This is a genomic window from Streptomyces sp. NPDC102274 (genome assembly GCF_044766385.1).
GTDB lineage: Bacteria > Actinomycetota > Actinomycetes > Streptomycetales > Streptomycetaceae > Streptomyces.
Genome location: NZ_JBIWLW010000003.1, coordinates 119,175 through 140,383, shown reverse-complemented (window position 1 = coordinate 140,383; position 21,209 = coordinate 119,175). Strand labels below are relative to the sequence as shown.

Below are 21,209 nucleotides of genomic sequence, written 5' to 3'. Positions count from 1 at the left end.
GTCCCGTACGGCCGTTCACGCCCCGGGGATGACATGCGCGTCATCCCCGGGACATGACCGGAAAGGACCTAGTACTGCAACCGGTTGCAGTACTAGGCCGTGTCTGACAAATCCCGCCTGGCTCGCGGCGTCTGGCACGCCCTAGTGCCCCTCCCGGCAACGTTTGCCCCGTCGCGGCACTAGCTGGGGTTCAGATTGATCGTCTGGGTGCGCTCGGCGGGGGTCTTGCCGCGCAGCGCCGTCTGCATGGCCTGCGCCACATCTGCGGAGGAGACGGGGTACTGCTTGCCGTCGCCCTTCGTGATCGTGATGCCGTCGAAGACGCCTTCCAGCAGCTGGTCGATGGCGGTCCTGTTGTAGACCTCGACGAGCTTTCCGTCGACGGCCTTCATCGAGAGGATCTTCGGCAGCGACTTGGCGGGACCGAACTGGATCTGCTTGCCGCCCGCCTTGATGGTGACCAGGTCGGACATCGCGGGCTCGGCGAACTCGTTCATGGCCCGGTCCAGCTCCGCCTGCCCGACCGTCGGCTGCCGGGAAACGACGGGCAGCTCCACGGTGTTGATCTTGCCCGTCTGGACCTGCGCGCGGTAGGCGTCCCGGGTCGAGATGATCGAGTGGTTGACGTCCAGCGCCTTGCCCGCCTTGCCCGCTACGGCGACGGCCTTGCCCGGCTCGAACTTGATCGTTCCTTCGCTCGCCGAACCCGAGACGCCCGCCAGATCGGTGAGCGCGGCGGTCAGCTTCTCGTCGTCGACGGGGATCACCGGCTGGGCGACCCGGGCGCCGCCGAAGAGCGAGCCGACAACCGACACCGGGTTGTAGTCGCTGCCGGCCGCGGCGCGGACGGTGGCCTGGCTGTCCAGGCTGAGTCCCGCCTTGTCCGGGGTGAGTTCCTCCGTCTTGCCGCCGATGCTGAGCCGCAGCGGCGCGGAGGCCCGCTCGCCGAGGGCGGCGTCGAGCTTTTTGACCGCCTCGTCGCGGGTGCCGCCGCCGATATCGACGCCGAGGACCGTGGTGCCCTTGGGCACATCGGAGTAGTTCATCAGCAGGCCGGCGCCGTAGACGCCGCCCGCGGCCACGACGACCAGCACAGCGAGGGGCGTGAGCTTGGAGCGGCCCTTCTTCTTGGCGGGCGGGGCCGGCGAGGTGGCGGTACGCGCCGGGGCCGCGGCCGTGCCCGAGGGCGGGGCACCCTGCGGGGAGCCGACCGGGCCGGGAAAGTCAGGGGCCGAGAAGTCGCGGTCCTGGCCGAGCGGGCCGGGGACGAGCGGGCCGGGGCCGCGCGCGCCAGGACCGTCGGGCCTGGAGCCGAGGTCGGCGTGCGGACCGCCCTGCGGACCCGAGCCGGGGAAGGGCGAGCGGTGCTGCGGCGGCACCACGGGGATTCCGCTGGTGAGCGTGTCCCCGGACACATGACCGCCGGGTCCGGGCTCGGGCGCGGGCTGCTGCGGTGTCAGCTCGGCGGTGTCGTCGGACATCCGCGGCGTACCGACCTGGCCCACGCCCGGCGAGGCGCTCAGGGACGACGGCGGGGTGCCGAGCGACGCGCCGCCGGTGACCGGACCGCCGGTCGGACCGCTGGGCCCGCCGCCGGGTGGCCGGATACCGAGCGCCGGCGTGGTGGGACCGCTTGCTGTGAAGTCCGTACCGGAACCGCCGGACGCGAAGCCGTTGGAGCCGGAGCCCTGGAAACCGGAGCCCTGGAAACCGGAGCCCTGGGGCCCGGTGCCGGACGCGAGATCGCTGAGCGCGCTGCGCGGAGCTCCGCCGTTCTGTGACTGCCCGCCGCCCGGGTAGTACGGCGACTCCGAGGAGCCGGTCTCGGCCGGCCGCGGAGCGGTGGTGCCCGAGACGGCGGCGGCGCCCGCGCCGAGACCGGCGCTCATCCCGGCGGCCGTTCCCGTGCCCGACGTCGCCGACTTGCGTGGCGCGAACCAGTCGCTCGTGGATCTCTCCTCGGCCTGCGGCTCCTCCGCCGTCTCGGGGTGCCCGCCCGGTCCGGCGTCGGCGGCGTCCTGGGACACGGCGGGCCTGGGGATGCCGCCCGTACGCTCGGCGACCGGGACACCCCGGCCGTCGGTGCTGTCGCCGTCGCCCATGGGCGTACGCATCACGACGGGCGGAATCGGCCGCGAGCCCGGGATGTTGATCCGGATGCGCGTGGTCAGCGTGGTCTCGGTTTTGGGCTCGTCCGGCTGCGGGACGGATTCCCTCTCCTCCGGAGCGTCCTGCTGGGGGTGCAGCGACGGATACTGGCGGGATCCGTACGGCGGTGTCCCCGAGGGGTACGCGGCTCCGCCGCGCCCCTGGGGCCCGGAGGACGAACTGTCAGTTTCACGACTCAAAGCAGGTTCTCCCGGTTGGCTCCGCCGCCCGTTCTTACTGGTACGAAACTGTTCAGGTTCCCCATGCCGGAGGCGGGGGAAGGCCCGGAGCGCGCACCACCATACTGGCCTCGGCCGACAGACACCCGACGACCGTGCGAAGCGATGCTCCGCCGACCGTACGGACATGGTCAATTCAGCAGCAGCCGGGCCCGTTACTTCTCAAGTCGGCCGGAGTTCGGGCCCGGTTGCGGCAACCGCGACATCGTGGCACACATCACAGCCACCAACATTCCGCCCAGCAGGTAGACGAGCGGTCCGATGCCCGCGGCGAAGACCGCGTCGCCCTCGGGGCGGCCCAGGCTCAGGAAGATGGCCGCGAGCAGCCAGCCCGCCGCGGGTGCCCCCACGCCCAGTTGGGTGCGGGTGAGATACAGCCCGCCGAAGAAGAGCCCGGCCGTGGCGAGCAGGGCGAGCAGCAATCCGCCGGGAACCCAGCCGCCCTGGATGAGCGAGCCCGCCGTACCGACGAGGACACCGAGGACGAAGAGCCCGAGATATGTGGCGATACGCCCGGGTCTGGGACGACTCGCGAACGTGCCGCCGGACTGCCCCTGCCCGCTCATGCGCTCGCCCCGTTCGCGCTGTTCACACCGGTCGCGCCGGTCGCGCCGTCACCCTGGACAACTCCCGTGACTCCCGCGACTCCCGCGAAGAGATCGTTCTCACGTTCGCCGGCGGGCGCCCCGGACGCGCCCCGCACCAACTGGTAGTACTCGGCCGCGAAGATGGGCTGCCCCAGGTCGTTGGAGAGCGCGAAGAAGGGCCCGTCGACGGCGATTTGGGTGGCATGGGCGCGCATCGCCGCCGCCTTGCGCTCCCTGTACGGCGCGCCGTCGATCGCGGCGGTGATCTCCGCGTCGTCGATCACACCCGGAATGTCCTCGATCGCGGCCACACCGGGGAAGTCGGCCCCGGCCTCCCGCAGCCGGGCGAAACCTTCCTCGGCGACCGAGCGCGGTACGCGGTTCCAGTAGATCTTGCCGATGGCGTGCGGGGCGCCGAGGCCGGGCCGGAAACCGGGCTCGGCGGCCAGGGCCGCGCCGCGCATGGCGACCCGGTGGGCCTGGATGTGGTCGGGGTGGCCGTAACCGCCGTCCGGGTCGTACGTCACCAGCACCTGCGGACGCACCTCCCGGATCACCTCGACGAGGTGAGCGGCGGCGTCGTCGACGGGCGTGTGCCAGAAGGCGCCCTCGCGGTCGTTCTGCTCCAGGCCCATCATCCCGGAGTCCCGGAACCTGCCGGGGCCGCCGAGGAAACGGTGGTCGGTGACGCCCAGCTCCCTCATGGCGGCGGCGAGTTCACCGATGCGATGGGCGCCGAGGCGGTCCTCGCGGTCGGCCGCCAGATGGGCGAGCTCGGGCGGGATGACCTCTCCCTCCTCGCCGAGGGTGCAGGTCACCAGCGTGACCAGGGCGCCCTCGGCCGCGTACTTGGCCATGGTGGCGCCGTTGTTGATCGACTCGTCGTCCGGGTGCGCGTGCACCAGCAGCAGACGGCGGGCGGGTAGATCGGTCATGGGGACAGCCTACGAGCCGACACCCGAAACCCCTCGGCCAGTGGGCGACGACGGCGGCCGAGGGGCGGTGGGCAGGGAACGGTGCCGGATATGGCCGGACTTCAGGGCATGGTGAAGTTGGCCGAAAGGGAGCGGAAGATGGCTAGAACTTGATCCCGCCGATCATCCCTGCCACGTTTGTGGTCAGCTCGCTGATAGTGGGAGCGATGGATGAACTGGCGATGTAGAAGCCGAGCAACATGCAGACCACCGCGTGTCCGGCTTTCAGTCCGGATTTCCGGACCAGCAGGAAGACGACGATCGCCAGCAGCACCACCGCCGAAATCGAGAGTGCCACGGCGGTTCACCTCCATAAATATTCAGTCGGAAAATCGCAGCATGCATGTGCCCGGCGGATTCATACCCACCTAACGCTACGGATCATAACTATCCGTGCGGAGGCATTGATCGGTGCACGGCAGCACACTGGGGGCGCACGGCCCTCGCGCAGTAGGTTCGTTCCATGACCTTGAGGCAGCAGCTCTCGTTCCCGCGTCGGCACGCCAGGACTCAGCGCTTCACCCTCGGCGCCCCACGCGCGTTCACGGTCTCTCCCGACGGTGCGCGGGTGACCTTCCTGCGCTCCGCCTCGGGCACGGACCGGGTGAACAGCCTCTGGGTACTGGATCTTGAGGACTCCGCCACCGGTCCCGCCACCGGCTCGGGGTCCGGTTCCGGGCCCGGCTCCGGCCCCGGGGAGGGGCGTGAGCGGATCGCCGCGGATCCGGCCGTACTCCTGGGCGGCGCCGCCGAGCGGCTCTCCCCCGAAGAACGGGCCCGGCGCGAGCGGAGCCGTGAGGGCTCGGGAGGCATCGTCGGCTACGCGGTGGACGGCGCCGGGCAGCTGGCGGCGTTCGCGCTCTCCGGGCGGCTGTTCACCGCCGAGCTGCTCGCCGGGACGACCCGCGAACTGCACGTACGGGGACCGGTGATCGACCCGCGGCCCTCACCGGACGGACGCCATGTCGCGTACGCGGCCGACGGCGCCCTCCGCGTGATCGGCGCGGACGGGGAGCGCGACCGCGAGCTCGCGGGACGCTCGGCGGACGAGAGCGAGGACATCACCTACGGCCTGGCGGAGTTCATCGCCGCCGAGGAGATGGGCCGCACCCGCGGCTACTGGTGGTCCCCCGAGTCCGACCGGCTGCTGGTCGCCCGGGTCGATACGGCGCGGGTGCGACGCTGGTGGATCTCCGACCCCGCGCACCCGGAGAGGGAGCCCGCCAAAGTCGCCTACCCGGCGGCCGGCACCCCCAACGCGGACGTACGGCTCTATCTGGTCGACGTGGCGGGCTCCGAGGGGTCCGGCGGGCCCGAGGGCGCGAACGGCGCCCAGGGGCCCGGTGGAGCGCGTACGGAGGTCGTCTGGGACCGCACCCGCTACCCCTATCTGGCCCGGGTGCACTGGTCGGCCGCGGGCGCGCCCCTGCTGCTCGTACAGAGCCGCGACCAGCGTGGCCAGCTCTACCTGGCGGTGGACACGGCGACCGGCGCGACCAGGACCGTGCACCGGGACGAGGATCCGGCCTGGCTGGAGCTCTTCGCCGAGCTGCCCGCCTGGGCACCGGACGGACGGCTGGTACGGATCGCCGACGAGGGCGGCGCGCGGGTCCTGATGGTCGGCGACCGGCCGTTGACCGGGCCGCAGTTGCATGTCCGGGCCGTGCTGGACATCGGCGAGCACGATGTTCTCGTCTCGGCGTCGGCCGGCGAGGAAGCGGCGGATCCCGAGATCGGCGAGATCCATGTGTACCGGGTCAACGAGCTGGGCATCGAGCGGCTCTCGGAGGGCGCTGGGGTGCACTCGGCCGTACGCGGCGGCGAGGTGACCGTGCGGGTGTCGGCCCGGCCCGACACTCCCGGAACCACCGCGCAGGTGCTCAGGGACGGCAAGCGGCTCGCCACGGTCGCGTCGTACGCCGAGCAGCCGGCGCTCACCGCGCGGCCTCGGTTCCAAGAGGCGGGCGCGCACCGGATTCCTAGCGCCGTGTTGCTCCCGACCGGCTACCAGGAGTCGGACGGCCCGCTTCCGGTTCTGCTGGACCCTTACGGGGGCCCGCACGGGCAGCGCGTGGTGGCCGCGCAGAACGCGTATCTCACCTCGCAGTGGTTCGCCGACCAGGGGTTCGCGGTGATCGTCGCGGACGGCCGTGGCACTCCGGGCCGTTCGCCGGCCTGGGAGAAGGCGGTCAAGCAGAATCTGCTGCTCAGCCTGGACGACCAGGTCGAGGCGCTGCACGCGCTGGCCGAGCGGTTCCCGCTCGATCTGGGGCGGGTGGCGATGCGCGGCTGGTCCTTCGGCGGCTATCTCGCCGGGCTCGCGGTCCTGCGCCGCCCGGATGTCTTCCACGCGGCGGTCTCCGGCGCTCCGGTCACCGATCTGCGGCTCTACGACACCCACTACCAGGAGCGGTACTTCGGCGGCGGCCCGCAGGAGGTGCCCGAGGTCTACGCCAGGCACTCACTGGTCACGGACGACGGGCTCTCGGCGCCGGAGAGTCCGGTACGGCCTCTGATGCTCATCCATGGGCTGGCGGACGACAATGTGGTCGTCGCACACACCCTCAGGCTCTCCGCGGCCCTGCTCGCGGCGGGACGGCCCCATGAGGTACTGCCGCTCACGGGTGTGACCCATATGACGCCGCAGGAGGAAGTGGCCGAGAATCTGCTGCTGCTCCAGGTCGACTTCCTCAAGAGGTCGCTGGGCACGGGCTGAGCACGGGCGACCGGCCGGGACCCTGGGAGTCCCGGCCGGTCTACGGCACCCGCACGGCCGTACGTTGTTCAGCCTGACGCGTCCGTATATCGGTGCCGGGTCGGCAGAGTTGCCTGCGTGTTAACGAAATTGATGCGCTTTATTACGTTTCATCCCCCGAATCCCGACCCTCCCGGACACCTCCGCCTCCCGGACCGCCCCCGGCCCCCGGCCCCCTGTCTCTTGCGGTCCTCCGCCGCCCCCTCATCCGCCTCCGGACGGCACGATCCGCCGCTCCTCCGCGAAGTGGCAGGCGGAAGGGTGCGCGGCGGGCCCCTGGCGCCCCCGGAAGACCTCCGGGACCGCCAGTTCGGGTACTTCCACCACGCACCGCTCCCGCGCCTTCCAGCAGCGCGTACGGAACCGGCAGCCGGACGGCGGGTTCGCCGGGGACGGCACATCGCCGCTCAGAATGATCCGGTCGCGGTGCTCGCGCGCCGTGGGGTCGGGCAGCGGTACGGCCGAGAGCAGTGCCTGGGTGTACGGATGCGTGGGATGCTCGTAGATCTCCGCGTCCGAGCCGATCTCGGCCAGCCGCCCCAGATACATCACGCCGACCCGGTCGGAGATGTGCCGGACGATCGACAGATCGTGGGCGATGAAGACGTACGAGAGCCCGAACTCGTCCTGGAGCCGCTCCATCAGATTGATGACCTGCGCCTGTACGGAGACATCGAGGGCCGAGACCGGCTCGTCGGCGACGATGATCTCGGGCCGGAGCGCCAGCCCGCGGGCGATGCCGATGCGCTGGCGCTGGCCGCCGGAGAACTGGTGCGGATAGCGGTTGATGTACTCCGGGTTGAGGCCGACGACGTCCAGCAGCTCCCGGACCCGGCGACGCCGGTCGCCCTTCGGCGCCACCTCGGGGTGGATCTCGTACGGCTCCCCGATGATGTCGCCGACGGTCATCCGGGGGTTGAGCGAGGTGTACGGATCCTGGAACACCATCTGGATGTTGCGGCGCACCGCCTTCAGCGCGCGGCCCGACAGCCGGGTGATGTCCTCGCCCTTGTACCGGATCGCGCCGGACGTCGGCCGCTCCAGGTTCACCACCATCTTCGCGACGGTCGACTTGCCGCAGCCCGACTCCCCCACGATGCCGAGGGTCTCGCCGGGTGCCAGCGTGAAGGAGACACCGTCGACCGCCCGTACCGCCCCGATCTGCTTCTTGAACAGGATGCCGCGGGTCAGCGGGTAGTGCTTGACCAGGTCCCGGACCTCCAGAATGGGTTCAGTCATGGAGGGTCTCCCTCCAGAAGTAGCAGGCGCTCCGACGCCCCTCGCCCACTGCGTCGGCCGCCGCGACGCCGGCCGACGCGACGCCGGCCCTCGCGACGTTGGTCCCCGCGACGCCGGCCTCCGCGACCTCGAAGAGCGGCGGCACCTCCGTACGGCACACGTCCTGGGCCATCGGACAGCGCGGGTTGAAGGCGCAGCCGGGCGGGATGCGCAGCAGATTCGGCGGCAGGCCCTTGATCGCGTAGAGCTCCCGGCCCTTCTGGTCCAGCCGCGGGATCGACCGGAGCAGACCGCGGGTGTACGGGTGGGCGGGCGCCCGGTAGATCTCGTGCACCGGGGCGCTCTCCACGATCCGGCCCGCGTACATCACCGCGATCCGGTCGGCGACATCGGCGACCACCCCGAGGTCATGGGTGATCAGGATCAGCCCCATGTTCAGCTCGCGCCGCAGCTCGGCGAGGAGATCCATCACCTGGGCCTGGACGGTCACATCCAGCGCGGTGGTCGGCTCGTCGGCGATGATCAGCAAGGGTTCCAGCGCGAGCGCCATCGCGATCATGATGCGCTGGCGCATACCGCCGGAGAACTGGTGCGGATAGTCGTCGACCCGTTCCCCGGCCGCCGGGATCCTGACCCGGTCCATCAGCTCGACGGCCTTCGCCCGCGCCTGTTTGCGGGACATCCCCCGGTGCACGATGAACATCTCGCCGAGCTGGGCGCCCACGGTGAGCACGGGGTTGAGCGAGGAGAGCGCGTCCTGGAAGATCATCGCCATCTCGGCGCCCCGGACCCTGCGCCGCTGCTCCTCCTTGAGCTTCAGCAGATCCCGCCCCTGGAACAGCACTTCACCGCCGGTGATCCGGCCGGGCGGCATGTCGAGGATCCCCATGACCGCCTGCGCGGTGACGGACTTTCCGGAGCCCGATTCGCCCAGTACGGCCAGTGTCTCGCCGGCGTCGACCGAGTAGCTGACGCCGTTGACGGCCCTGGCGACCCCGTCCCGGGTGTGGAACTCCACCTGCAGATCGCGCACTTCGAGCAACATGGGGCGGGCTCCTCAGCGCAGCTTGGGGTCGAGGGCGTCGCGTACCGCGTCGCCGAGCATGATGAACGCGAGCACGGTGATCGCCAGCGCGCCGGCCGGCCAGAGCAGCATGTGCGGGGAGTTGCGGATATACGGCGAGGCGTCGGAGATGTCGATCCCCCAGGAGACGGTCGGCGGTTTGAGGCCCACGCCGAGATACGAGAGGGTCGCCTCCAGCGCGATGAACGTACCGAGCGCGATGGTCGCCACGACGATCACCGGCGCGATGGCGTTGGGCAGGATGTGCCGCAGCATCATCCGGGGGCTGGAGGCGCCGAGCGCCCGCGCCGCCTGGACGAAGTCGTTCTGTTTGACGGTGATGACGGAGCCGCGCGCGATCCGCGAGATCTGCGGCCAGCCGAGCAGCACCATGAAGCCGATCACGGGCCAGACGGTGGAGCTGGTCACCACGGACAGCAGCACCAGACCGCCGAGGACCACCGGGATGCCGAAGAAGATATCGGTGATCCGGGAGAGGATCGCGTCCCAGAATCCGCCGAAGAAGCCGGCCAGTCCGCCGAGGACCGAGCCGACGACCGCGACTCCGAGGCTGGCGAGGACGCCGACGACGACCGAGGTCCTGGCGCCGTGGACGGTACGGGTGTAGACGTCGCAGCCCTGTCCGTTGAAGCCGAAGGGGTGGCCGGGCCGGGAGCCGTCCTGGGCCCTGGCGAGATCGCAGGAGAGCGGGTTGCCGCCGGCGATCAGCGAGGGCCGGATCGAGATGATGACCAGAAAGACGATGACGAGCGCCGAGAGCACGAAGACGGGGTTTCGGCGCAGATCGCGCCAGGCGTCGGACCGGAGGCTGCGCGGGCGCCCCGTGGACTCGCCGCCCGGTCGGCCCTCGGATCCGTCACCGGGCCCGCCGTCCGGCCCGCCGTCGGGCTCTCCCTGGCGCTGCTCCAGGGTGCCTCCCTCACTGGTGGCGAGATCCATCGCGCCGCCCGCCCCGGTCGCCGCGATGGCTCCGCCGTTGTCGTCGGGACGTGGGGACTGCGGCTCAGGCATAGCGGATCCTCGGGTCGAGTACGGCGTAGAGGAGGTCGACCAGCAGATTCGCCACCAGGAAGACGATGACCAGCACGGTCACGAAGCCGACGACGGTCTGGGTGTTCTGGCGCAGGATGCCCTGGTAGAGCTGGAATCCGACGCCATGGATATTGAAGATCCGCTCGGTGACGATCGCGCCGCCCATCAGCGCGCCGATGTCCGTACCGATGAACGTGACCACGGGGATCAGCGAGTTGCGCAGCAGATGCCGGGTGATCACCCGATGTCTGGGCAGACCTTTGGCGACGGCGGTACGGACATAGTCGGAGCGGGCGTTCTCGGCGATCGAGGTCCGGGTCAGCCGGGTGACATAGGCCAGGGAGACGGACGCGAGCACCAGCCCCGGCAGGATCAGCTCGTCGAGCGGGGCCGCCGGGGAGACCGACGGCCGGATGAGATGCCAGTTCACGCCGAACACCAGCTGCGCCAGCAGACCGGTGACGAAGGTCGGTACGGCGATGACCACCAGCGTCAGCAGCAGTACGGAGGTGTCGACCGGGCGGCCCCGGCGCAGCCCGGTGATCACGCCGAAGACGATCCCGATGATGATCTCGAAGACGACGGCCACGATCGTCAGCCGGATGGTGACCGGGAAGGCCGAGGCCATCAGGTCGATGACCTGCTGGCCGTTGAAGGCGGTCCCGAAGTCGCCGGAGAAGACATGTCCCATATAGGTGAGGTACTGCTGCCACACCGGCTTATCGAGGCCGAACTCCTGGCGTAGCCTGGCCTCGGTGGCGGGATCGCACTGCCGCTCGCCGCAGAGACCCGCGACGGGGTCGCCCATCACATTGACCATCAGGAAGATCAGCAGGGTGGCGCCGATGAAGACCGGGATCATCTGCAGCAGACGCCGGATCACATAACGTCCCATGGAGGGCTCCGGGGTTCGTGGGAGGGCGTGGGCCCCGGGCGTCAGCTGACCGTGATCTCGTTGTAGACCGGGACGCTGAAGGGGTTCAGTTCGACATGGGAGACACGGTCCGAGTAGCCGGCGCTGCCGTTCTGGTACCAGAGCGGGATGGCCGCCATCCGGTCCCGTACGACGCCCTCCGCCTGCTGGAACGTCCGGATCGCCGACCTGGCGTCCGCGTCGGCGTTGGCCTCGTCGACGAGCCGGTCGAACCGGGGGTCGCTCCACTTGCCGTCGTTGGACGAGGCGTTGGTGTAGTAGAGCGGCTGGAGGAAGTTCTGGATCAGCGGGTAGTCCATCTGCCAGCCCGCCCGGAACGGCCCCCTCAGCTTCCGCTGGCCGATCCGGTTGCGGAAGTCCGCGAAGGTGCCGACCGGACTGCCCACACACGCCTTGTCTTTGCCCAGCGCGTTGTTGATGCTGTTGCAGACCGCGTCGACCCACTCCTTGTGGGAGCCGGTGTCGGCGTTGTACGTGATCGTCAGCCGGCCGCGCGGGATGCCGCCGCCCCGCTGGATCAGCTTCTTCGCCGCGGCCGCGTCGTAGTCGCAGGCCCTGCCGCAGAGCCCCGGCAGATAGCCGCCGTCCGCGCCGAGGACCGGGGAGGTCCAGTCGGTCGCCGGGGTGCGGGTCCTACGGAAGATCGTGTCGGTGATCTGCTTGCGGTTGATCGCCATGGAGAGCCCGGTGCGCACCAGGGCGGCCCCCGGGGTGTTCCACTCCTTGTCGTAGTACGGGAAGGCGAGGGTCTGGATGATGCCGGCCGGGCTGTTGATGTAGCGCCCGCCGAGGTCGGACCGCACGTTCTTGAGCTGTGAGGCGGGGACGTCGTCGACGAGATCGAGGTTTCCCGCGACCAGATCGGTGTACGCGGTGTTGTTGTCGGTGTAGACCACGAGGTCCACGCCGCCGTTGCGCGGCTTGTCGGCGCCCGGGTACCCCTTCCAGGTGCGCAGGGACATCTGGGAGCCCTTGGTGTAGTTCTCCACCGTGTAGGGGCCGTTGCCGACGGGTTTGGCGAGCCAGGCGGCGTGGTGGTCGTAGAACGCCCTGGGCAGCGGCGCGAACGCCGCGTACCCCAAGGTGTCCGGCCAGGTGGAGAAGCGCTGCGACAGCCTGACCGTGAACGTCCTGGGTCCGGTGACCTTCAGCCCCGACAGCGTCCGGGCGGTGGGCTGCCCGGTGGCCGGGTGGACCGTGTCGTATCCGTCGATGTACTGGAAGAAGTAGGCGTTCTTCTGGTTGTTGTCGAGGTTCGCACCGTAGTTCCAGGCGTCCACGAAGGACTTCGCGGTCACTTTCTCGCCGTCGCTGAAGGTCCAGCCGTTCTTGACGGTGACGGTGAAGTTCGTCGAGTCCGTCGTGTCGATCTTCTCGGCGAGGGCGTTCTCGGCCTTGCCGGTCTTCGGGTTGTACCGCTTGAGACCCCGGAAGAGCATGTCCAGGACCTTGCCGCCCTGGACCTCATTGGTGTTCGCGGGCTCCAGCGGATTCTGCGGATCACCCCAGGAGGAACGCACCACGCCGTGGGGACCGCCGATGACGTCGGCCGCCCCACCGCAGCCCGACGCGGCGAGGACGACGGCCACCGCGCAGGCGACCCGTCCGGCGTGTGCGGCTCCTCGCATGGATGCGTCTCCTCGGAGTGTGTGGGCTTGCTCAGACCAAAGATCGGACCATCAGGGATGGTTCGCACACTCGGGCCACCCATACGGGCGAAGGAGAACGGAAAAATCATCAGCCTCAGTGAGGGGCAGCCACCACGCGAAGCGGCGCCCGGAACCTTTCGTTCCGGGCGCCGCTCACTTGCTCGTACGCGTACGTTCCCGTACGGCTACGGGATCACGCCGCGTGGACGACGTCCCTCTCCTCCGCGAAGTGGCACGCCGACTCGTGGGCGGTGTGCCCGTCCGTGCCCTTGAAGCGCTCGGGAATGGCCAGCAGCGGGACCTCCGTGGCGCACTTGTCCTGCGCCTTCCAGCAGCGGGTCCGGAAGCGGCAGCCGGAGGGCGGGTTCGCCGGTGACGGGACGTCACCACTGAGGATGATCCGGTCGCGGCCCTCACGGGCGTCCGGGTCGGGCACCGGGACCGCCGACAGCAGCGCCTGGGTGTAGGGATGCGTCGGGTGGTCGTAGATCTGGGTGTCCGTACCGATCTCGGCCATCTTGCCGAGGTACATCACGCCGACCCGGTCGGAGATGTGCCGGACGATCGACAGGTCGTGCGCGATGAAGATGTAGGAGAGGTTGAACTCGTCCTGGAGCTTCTCCATCAGGTTGATGACCTGGGCCTGGACCGAGACGTCCAGGGCCGACACCGGCTCGTCGCAGATGATGATCTCGGGGTTGAGAGCGAGACCGCGGGCGATGCCGATGCGCTGGCGCTGGCCGCCGGAGAACTGGTGCGGATAGCGGTTGATGTACTCCGGGTTGAGACCCACGACATCGAGCAGTTCCTGGACCTTGCGGCGCCGGTCGCCCTTCGGTGCCACTTCCGGATGGATGTCGAAGGGCTCGCCGATGATGTCACCGACGGTCATCCGGGGGTTCAGCGAGGTGTACGGATCCTGGAACACCATCTGGATGTTCCTGCGGACGGCCTTCAGCGCGCGCCCGGACAGCCTGGTGATGTCCTGGCCCTTGAAGAAGACCTCGCCGGCGGTCGCCTGCTCCAGCGTCATCAGCAGCTTGGCCACGGTGGACTTGCCGCAGCCGGACTCCCCGACGATGCCCAGCGTCTCGCCCTGGTAGAGGTCGAACGAGATACCGTCCACGGCCTTGACGGCGCCGACCTGCTTCTTGAACAGGATGCCCTGGGTCAGCGGGAAGTGCTTGACCAGGTTGCGCACCTGAAGGATCGGCTCGCCCCGCTGCGCCGGCGCCTCGATGGCGGCGACGGAGTCCTCGACCGTGACGGCGTCGGCCGTCTCGACCGCGCTGACGTTCGGGGTGGCGTCCATGGAGTCGTCGTTCTTCTTCGGCTCAGCCATGGATCGTCTCCTTCCAGAAGTGGCACGCGCTTCCGCGGCCCGGCAGCTCGGTGCCGTCCCGCTCGGTGACGGAAAGCAGGGCCGGAATGTCCGTACGGCAGATGTCCTGCGCCGAGGGGCAGCGCGGGTTGAAGGCGCAACCGGCCGGAATCCGCGTGAGGTTGGGCGGAAGCCCCTTGATCGCGTACAGCTCCTGGCCCTTCTGGTCCAGGCGCGGAATCGAATCGAGCAGGCCTCGGGTGTACGGGTGCGCGGGACGCTTGTAGAGCTCGTGCACGGGGGCGGTCTCCACGATCCGGCCCGCGTACATGACCGCGATCTTGTCCGCGACATCGGCGACGACGCCGAGGTCGTGGGTGATCAGGATCAGGCCCATGTTGTACTCGCGCTGCAACTCCGCCAGCAGGTCCATGACCTGGGCCTGGACGGTGACGTCGAGCGCCGTGGTCGGCTCGTCCGCGATGATCAGGTCGGGTTCCAGCGCCAGCGCCATGGCGATCATGATGCGCTGGCGCATACCGCCGGAGAACTGGTGCGCGTAGTCGTTGACCCGGTCCTTGGCGGCGGGGATACGCACGCGGTCCATCAGCTCGATGGACTTGGCCTTGGCCTCCTTCTTGGAGAGGCCCTGATGGACGCGGAACATCTCGCCGAGCTGGTAGCCGACGGAGAGCACCGGGTTGAGCGAGGACAGCGCGTCCTGGAAGATCATCGCGATCTTCTGGCCGCGGATGGCCCGGCGCTCCTCGTTGCTCATCGTGAGCATGTCCCGGCCGCGGAAGAGGATCTCGCCCTGCGGAATGCGCCCCGGAGGCATGTCGAGGATGCCCATGATCGCCTGCGCGGTCACGGACTTGCCGGATCCGGACTCGCCCAGCACGGCGAGCGTCTCGCCCGCGCTGACGCTGTAGTTGACTCCGTTGACCGCTTTGGCCACACCGTCACGGGTGTGGAACTCCACGTGCAGGTCACGGACTTCGAGCAGCGGGCCGCCGCCCTCGGGCGAGCCGTGCGGAGAAGGAACGTCCGCCGTCGTGTCATCGATGATGGTCATGTACGCCTCCCTCAGCGCAGCTTGGGGTCGAGGGCGTTGCGTACCGCATCGCCGAGCATGATGAAGGCCAGAACAGTGATCGACACCATGACCGACGGGATGATCAGGACGAACGCGGCGTTACGCAGCTGCTCCTGGCCCGACGAGATGTCGACGCCCCAGGAGACGGCCGGTTCGGCGAGACCGATACCCAGGAACGACAGCGTGGCCTCGGCCGAGATGTAGCCGCCGAGCGCGATGGTCGCGACCACGATCACCGGGGCGATGGCGTTGGGCATGATGTGCCGGAGCAGGATACGGCTGGTCGAGGCGCCGAGCGCCTTGGCCGCCATCACATAGTCGGCCTGCTTGATGGTGAGGACCGAGCCGCGCGCGACGCGGGCGATCTGTGTCCAGCCCAGGAAGGCGAGGGACAGGATCACGACCCAGATCGAACGCTCGGTGAAGGAGGTCAGCACCACCATCGCTCCGAGCATGAAGGGCACGGCGAAGAAGATGTCGGTGAGCCGGGACAGGAGCGAGTCGATCCAGCCGCCGAAGTAGCCGGCGAGCATACCGACCACGGTGCCGAGGATGGTGACGAGCCCGGTGACGACGACGGCGACGAGGATCGAGGCCCGTGCGCCGTAGACGACGCGGGCGTAGATCGACCGGCCCTGGATGTCGTACCCGAACCAGTCCTCGTCGAAGAAGTGACCCCAGTTGGGCTTCTGCAGATAGTGCTTGGCCAGGTCCGCGTAGCGCGGATCCGCGCTGGTGAACAGCTGCGGGAAGGCCGCCATCGTCAGCAGGAACAGGATCAGGACGGCGGAGATGACGAACAGCGGGTTGCGCCGCAGGTCGTGCCAGGCGTCCGACCAGAGACTGCGGGGCTTGCCCACCTTGCCGTCGGCCCGGGGAGCGGCCGGAGTCTCGGCGGGCTGGTCCTTGACGGTGTCCTTGAGTGCCTCAGGCATAACGGATCCTCGGGTCCAGGACCGCGTAGAGCAGGTCGACGAGCAGGCTGGCGACGAGATATACGACGACGATCAGGGTCACGATGCCCACGACCGTGGCGCCCTCGCGGTGCCTGAGCGCGTCGAAGATGTTGTAGCCGACACCCTTGACGTTGAAGATGCCTTCCGTGACGACCGCGCCGCCCAACAGGGCGCCGAGGTCGGTACCGAGGAAGGTCACCACCGGAATCATGGAGTTGCGCATCAGGTGTACTCCGATGATGCGCCGGCGCGGCAGCCCCTTGGCCACGGCGGTGCGCATGTAGTCGGAGCGCAGGTTCTCCGCGATGGAGGTACGCGTGAGACGTGCCACGTAGGCCAGTGATAGGGAACCTAGTACGACGGCCGGTAGGAACAGCTCGTTCCAGTTCGCTTCCGCACTCACGTTCGGGTCCACCCAGCCGAGCTGGAAGGCGAAGAAGTACTGGCCGAGGAAGCCGAGCACGAACGAGGGAACGGAGATCAGCAGAAGCGTCAGGATCAGCAGGCCGCGGTCGCGCAGCGTGTCGGCCTTCAGCCCGGCGAAGACGCCGATGGAGATGCCGACCAGCGCGGTGAAGGTGAAGGCGAACAGGGTCAGCCGGACCGTGATCGGGAATGCCTCCGAGATGATGTCGGCGACGGGTCTTCCACTGGCGATCTGCGTACCGAAGTCGCCCTGGAACAGGCCGACCAGATAGTTCCAGTACTGGTGCCAGAGCGGAAGATCGAGACCGAGGTCCTTCTTCATCGCCGCGATCTGCGCCGGGTCGACGGTCTGCTCTCCGGCGAGCGCGCGCACGGGGTCACCGGGCAGGGCGTACATCATGGAGAAGACCAGCAAGGTTGACCCGATGAAGACCGGGATCATCTGGAGCAGTCGCCGCGCGACATATCGCCCCATGTTTGCCTCCGAATGGATAACTGCAGCCCGGGGGGCCGCTCCCGTTGACCTGGGGAGCGGCCCCGGGGCCTACCGTCGTTACGTCGACGGCTGATGGCCGAGTGGGGGGATGACCCTCGGGCTGGTTACTTGACGACCGTGACGTCGGTGATGTTGTAGTCACCGTGGAAGTCGACCGTCACGTTGTCCACAGCCTTGGAGTAGCCGCCGTTGGTCTTGTACTCCCACAGCGGAATCGCCGGCATCTTGCCGATGAGGAGCTTCTCCGCGTCCTGGTAAGCCTTGATCGACTCGTCCAGGGTCTTGGCGTTGTCGCCCTTCTTGAAGGCCGCGTCGACCTCCTTGTCGGAGAACCGGCCGTTGTTGGCCTCGGCGGTCGTGCCGTACAGCTCCCGCATGAAGTTGACGTTCAGCGGGTAGTCGGCGACCCAACCACCGCGGTACATCCCCTTGACCTGGTCGTTGTCGCGAGCCTCCAGGTCGGTCTGGAAGTCCGGCTTGGCGTCCGGAACACAGTCCACACCGGTGGCGTTGCGGATCGACTCACAGACCGCGGTCACCCACTCCTTGTGGCCACCGTCCGCGTTGTACTGGATCGAGATCTTGTTGCCGGGGACGCCGCCGCCCTCGGTGACAAGCTGCTTCGCCTTCGCCGGGTTGTACGTGAAGACGTCGGTGTTCAGGTTCTGGTTACCCTGAACGCCCGGCGGGGTGAAACTGGTGGCGGGCTTACGGGTGCCGTTGAGGACGGTCTTGGTGATCGTGTCGCGGTCGATCGCCATCGACAGACCCTGGAGGACCTTCGGGTCGATGTCCTTGAAGGTCGTCGAGTAGAACGCCGGCACGATGCTCTGGACAGCCGCGTACGCCTGGTCGATCGCGCGGTCGCCGAGGTCCTGCTTGTACTTCGGCAGGTCCTTCGGGCCGACCTGGCGGATCATGTCCAGGTTGCCGGAGAGGAGGTCCTGGTACGCGGCCTCGACGGTCGCGTAGTTCTTGAAGAGGACACCCTTGTTCTTGGCCTTGTTCGGGCCCAGGTAGTCAGGGTTGGCCTTGACCTGGATCAGCTTCTTGTGGTCCCACTTCTCGAAGATGTAGGGACCGTTGCCGACCGGCTTCTGGCCGAACGCCTTGGGGTCGTTGTAGAAGACCTCCGGCAGCGGCGCGAAGGTCGCGTAGCCGAGCTTGTACTCGTAGTACGGGACCGGCGCGGAGAGTCCGATGGTGAAGGTGGTGTCGTCGACGACCTTCAGGCCCGACATGGCGTCGGCCTTCGGGGCACCCTTCTCCGGGTGGACGTCGGCGTAGCCGGCGATGTCCTCGAACCAGAAGGAGTTCTGCTGGTTGTTCTTGATGTTGGCGTACCAGTTCCACGCCTTGACGTACGACTCGGCCGTGACCGGGGTACCGTCGTGGAACTTCCAGCCCGGCTTGAGCTTGACCGTCCAGGTCTTGTTGTCGGTCGACGTCACCGACTCGGCGTTCGTGTAAACGATCTTGCCCTGCGAGTCGAAGTCCAGCAGCTGGGTGAAGAGCGACTGGATCACGTAGCTGCCGAGCGTCTCGTTCGTGTCGGCCGGGATCAGCGGCTTCTGCGGCTCACCGACATCGACGGAGACGTAGCCCGCGGGCTTGCCCTTCTCCTTCGACGCCGAATCGCTGCTGTCATCTCCGCCGCCACCACAGGCCGTCGCCGCCAGGGCCACGACTATCGCGCCGACTACCCACTTGGCGCTCTTGGCACCACGCATGGGTTCCTCCTCATGAGTCCACTAGTCACAGACGAGAAGGGCATTATCTACGCGCGCTGACACCCCTGACAGCGGGCTGTTCAAATGCCCTGAGTGTGCTCGTGAGTCGGCGCCCCCCATGGCGCATGACCCATTGACCCGAGCTCAATGGAAGCAACTATTAAGTACGGCAGAGCTGTAAACCACACTTAAAGGGTCTCGTTTTGACAACATCGATGCGCCCTAGAGGCCCGAAATCCGGACAAAATTAGCGCAGACAGACACACGCGAAACGGACTGTTAACACATGTTCCGGAGAGCGATGTCCGGAATCCGGACAGGTGGCCGAGGAAAGCAGTTGACGAACGGCCCGGCCGCCGCGCATCCGCGGTGGCCGGGCCGTCGAACCGTCCGGGCGGCGTCGGGCGCTGTACGCCACGACTCCGGTCGGATCAGGCGTGCTTGGCGCGCGAGGCGGTACGGCCGCGCTGCTTCTGGTCCAGGACGACCTTGCGGATCCGGACCGTCTCCGGCGTGACCTCGATGCACTCGTCGTCGCGGCAGAACTCCAGGGACTGCTCCAGCGAGAGCTTCCGCGGCGGCACCACATTCTCGGTGGTGTCCGCGGCGGCCGCACGCATGTTGGTGAGCTTCTTCTCCTTGGTGATGTTCACGTCCATGTCGTCGGCGCGCGAGTTCTCACCGATGATCATGCCCTCGTAGACCTCGGTGCCCGGCTCGGTGAAGATGACACCGCGCTCCTGGAGGTTGATCATCGCGAAGGGGGTCACCGAACCCGAACGGTCCGCGACGAGCGAGCCGTTGTTGCGGGTGCGCAGATCGCCGAACCACGGCTCGTGGCCCTCGAAGATCGAGTGGGCGATGCCCGTACCGCGCGTCTGGGTCAGGAACTCCGTGCGGAAGCCGATGAGACCGCGGGACGGAACGATCCACTCCATGCGGATCCAGCCCGAGCCGTGGTTGGTCATCGTCTCCATGCGGCCCTTGCGGGTCGCCATCAGCTGCGTGATGGCGCCGAGGTGCTCCTCGGGGGAGTCGATCGTCATGCGCTCGATCGGCTCGTACGTCTTGCCGTCGACCTGCTTGGTGACCACCTCGGGCTTGCCGACGGTCAGCTCGAAGCCCTCCCGGCGCATGGTCTCGACGAGGATGGCCAGCGCCAGCTCGCCGCGGCCCTGCACCTCCCAGGCGTCGGGGCGCTCGGTGTCCAGGACGCGCAGCGAGACGTTACCGATCAGCTCGCGGTCGAGACGGTCCTTGACCTGGCGGGCGGTGACCTTGTGGCCCTTGCCGCCCTTGCCGACCAGCGGCGAGGTGTTCGTACCGATGGTCATCGAGATCGCGGGCTCGTCGACCGTGATCAGCGGCAGCGCGATCGGGTTCTCCGGATCGGCCAGGGTCTCGCCGATCATGATGTCCGGGATACCGGCGATGGCGCAGATGTCGCCGGGCCCCGCCTTCTCGGCCGGCTTGCGGGTGAGCGCCTCGGTCATCAGCAGCTCGGTGATACGGACGTTGGACATCGTGCCGTCACGCTTGATCCACGTGACGGTCTGGCCCTTCTTCAACTCGCCCTGCTCGACGCGGCACAGCGCGATACGGCCGAGGAAGTTGTCGGCGTCCAGGTTGGTCACATGGGCCTGGAGCGGAGCGGACTCGTCGAACTCCGGCGCCGGGACATGCGCCAGGATCGTGTTGAAGAACGGCTCCAGGCTGTCGCTGTCGGCCGGGACCGTACCGTCCTCCGGCTTGGTCAGCGAGGCGACGCCGTCCCGCGCGCACGCGTAGACGATCGGGAACTCGATCTGCTCCTCGGTCGCGTCCAGATCCAGGAAGAGGTCGTACGTCTCGTCGACGACCTCGGCGATCCGGGAGTCGGGGCGGTCTGTCTTGTTGATACAGAGAATGACCGGCATCTTCGCCGCGAGCGCCTTGCGGAGCACGAAGCGGGTCTGCGGAAGCGGGCCCTCCGAGGCATCGACGAGGAGCACGACGGCGTCGACCATCGACAGACCGCGCTCGACCTCGCCACCGAAGTCGGCGTGGCCGGGGGTGTCGATGATGTTGATCGTGATGGGGTCGCCACCCGTCTTCGGGTGGTACTTCACGGCCGTGTTCTTGGCCAGGATCGTGATGCCCTTCTCACGCTCCAGGTCGTTCGAGTCCATCATCCGGTCGTCGAGGTGCTCGGCGGCGTGCGCGGCGAAGGCGCCGGCCTGCTTCAGCATGGCGTCGACCAAAGTGGTCTTGCCATGGTCGACGTGGGCGACGATGGCGACGTTACGGATGTCGTGGCGCGTGGGCATGCTGGCTGGCGCTTCTCTCGATCGTGGGATGCGGCGTTGTTTTTCCTCGTACGCCCGCCGGGCGGACAGGCCACGGCTACTCCCATGGTACGGGGCCGAGGCGACGGGGACTTCCCAGCCCGATCGGAGAGGCAGAAATCACGGGGTACGGGGCTGCGCGGGGGCGCCTGGGGCCGCGCGGGAGGCTGCGCCGGGGATACGCGGGAGGGTGTGGAACTGCCCGGGTCAGGGACAGAA

At 68.4% G+C, this 21,209-nt stretch carries 16 protein-coding genes; 1 reads left to right on the top strand and 15 read right to left on the bottom strand.

The features are described 5' to 3' along the window. Positions 1-179: 179 nt before the first annotated feature. The 4 genes from ACIRQP_RS05175 to ACIRQP_RS05160 all read right to left on the bottom strand — a co-directional run bounded on the left by ACIRQP_RS05175 (position 180) and on the right by ACIRQP_RS05160 (position 4,246). On the bottom strand, positions 180-2,348 hold the full coding sequence (locus tag ACIRQP_RS05175; protein ID WP_403883666.1) for a hypothetical protein: 2,169 nt from the start codon (positions 2,346-2,348) through the stop codon (positions 180-182). Between the two features lie 194 nt (positions 2,349-2,542). After that, entirely contained in the window at positions 2,543-2,953 is a 411-nt protein-coding gene (locus ACIRQP_RS05170; protein ID WP_403883663.1) for a DUF6113 family protein, read from the bottom strand. Beyond that, positions 2,950-3,909, bottom strand: a complete 960-nt coding sequence (gene mshB, locus ACIRQP_RS05165) for an N-acetyl-1-D-myo-inositol-2-amino-2-deoxy-alpha-D-glucopyranoside deacetylase (RefSeq protein ID WP_403883660.1) — start codon at positions 3,907-3,909, stop codon at positions 2,950-2,952. The genes ACIRQP_RS05170 and mshB overlap by 4 nt, the downstream gene beginning before the upstream one ends. A 142-nt stretch (positions 3,910-4,051) precedes the next feature. After that, a complete protein-coding gene (locus tag ACIRQP_RS05160; protein WP_030352924.1) occupies positions 4,052-4,246 on the bottom strand; it encodes a hypothetical protein in 195 nt (64 codons plus the stop codon). Positions 4,247-4,411: 165 nt separating this feature from the next. Between ACIRQP_RS05160 and ACIRQP_RS05155 the strand changes: the two genes are divergently transcribed. Then, the gene (locus tag ACIRQP_RS05155) at positions 4,412-6,664 is read left to right on the top strand and encodes a prolyl oligopeptidase family serine peptidase (protein WP_403883657.1); all 2,253 of its coding nucleotides are present in this window, start codon (positions 4,412-4,414) and stop codon (positions 6,662-6,664) included. Between the two features lie 243 nt (positions 6,665-6,907). Here the strand turns inward: ACIRQP_RS05155 and ACIRQP_RS05150 are convergent, their stop codons facing one another. From ACIRQP_RS05150 to typA, 11 genes are all read right to left on the bottom strand, one after another. Then, entirely contained in the window at positions 6,908-7,942 is a 1,035-nt protein-coding gene (locus ACIRQP_RS05150; RefSeq protein WP_403883654.1) for an ABC transporter ATP-binding protein, read from the bottom strand. Continuing rightward, positions 7,935-8,987 carry an ABC transporter ATP-binding protein gene (locus tag ACIRQP_RS05145; protein ID WP_403883651.1) on the bottom strand — a complete coding sequence of 351 codons (1,053 nt, stop codon included), beginning with the start codon at positions 8,985-8,987 and terminating at the stop codon, positions 7,935-7,937. The genes ACIRQP_RS05150 and ACIRQP_RS05145 overlap by 8 nt, the downstream gene beginning before the upstream one ends. Positions 8,988-8,999: 12 nt before the next feature. After that, complete coding sequence (locus ACIRQP_RS05140; RefSeq protein ID WP_403883648.1) at positions 9,000-10,037, bottom strand: ABC transporter permease; 1,038 nt, start codon at positions 10,035-10,037, stop codon at positions 9,000-9,002. Further along, complete coding sequence (locus ACIRQP_RS05135; RefSeq protein ID WP_403883645.1) at positions 10,030-10,953, bottom strand: ABC transporter permease; 924 nt, start codon at positions 10,951-10,953, stop codon at positions 10,030-10,032. Before ACIRQP_RS05135 ends, ACIRQP_RS05140 begins: the two co-directional genes overlap by 8 nt. Positions 10,954-10,994: 41 nt before the next feature. Beyond that, entirely contained in the window at positions 10,995-12,620 is a 1,626-nt protein-coding gene (locus ACIRQP_RS05130; protein ID WP_403883642.1) for an ABC transporter substrate-binding protein, read from the bottom strand. Between the two features lie 214 nt (positions 12,621-12,834). Next, positions 12,835-13,983, bottom strand: a complete 1,149-nt coding sequence (locus ACIRQP_RS05125) for an ABC transporter ATP-binding protein (protein ID WP_403883639.1) — start codon at positions 13,981-13,983, stop codon at positions 12,835-12,837. Further along, positions 13,976-15,037: an ABC transporter ATP-binding protein gene (locus tag ACIRQP_RS05120; RefSeq protein WP_403883636.1), complete on the bottom strand. Its 1,062-nt coding sequence runs from the start codon at positions 15,035-15,037 to the stop codon at positions 13,976-13,978. The genes ACIRQP_RS05125 and ACIRQP_RS05120 overlap by 8 nt, the downstream gene beginning before the upstream one ends. An 11-nt stretch (positions 15,038-15,048) precedes the next feature. Continuing rightward, positions 15,049-15,993, bottom strand: a complete 945-nt coding sequence (locus ACIRQP_RS05115) for an ABC transporter permease (protein WP_403883633.1) — start codon at positions 15,991-15,993, stop codon at positions 15,049-15,051. Continuing rightward, positions 15,986-16,915: an ABC transporter permease gene (locus ACIRQP_RS05110; RefSeq protein ID WP_403883629.1), complete on the bottom strand. Its 930-nt coding sequence runs from the start codon at positions 16,913-16,915 to the stop codon at positions 15,986-15,988. Before ACIRQP_RS05110 ends, ACIRQP_RS05115 begins: the two co-directional genes overlap by 8 nt. A gap of 125 nt (positions 16,916-17,040) precedes the next feature. Next, positions 17,041-18,666, bottom strand: coding sequence for an ABC transporter substrate-binding protein (locus ACIRQP_RS05105; protein WP_403883626.1), 1,626 nt, complete (start codon positions 18,664-18,666; stop codon positions 17,041-17,043). A gap of 431 nt (positions 18,667-19,097) precedes the next feature. Next, positions 19,098-20,972, bottom strand: a complete 1,875-nt coding sequence (typA, locus tag ACIRQP_RS05100; RefSeq protein WP_403883623.1) for a translational GTPase TypA — start codon at positions 20,970-20,972, stop codon at positions 19,098-19,100. Positions 20,973-21,209 lie beyond the last annotated feature (237 nt).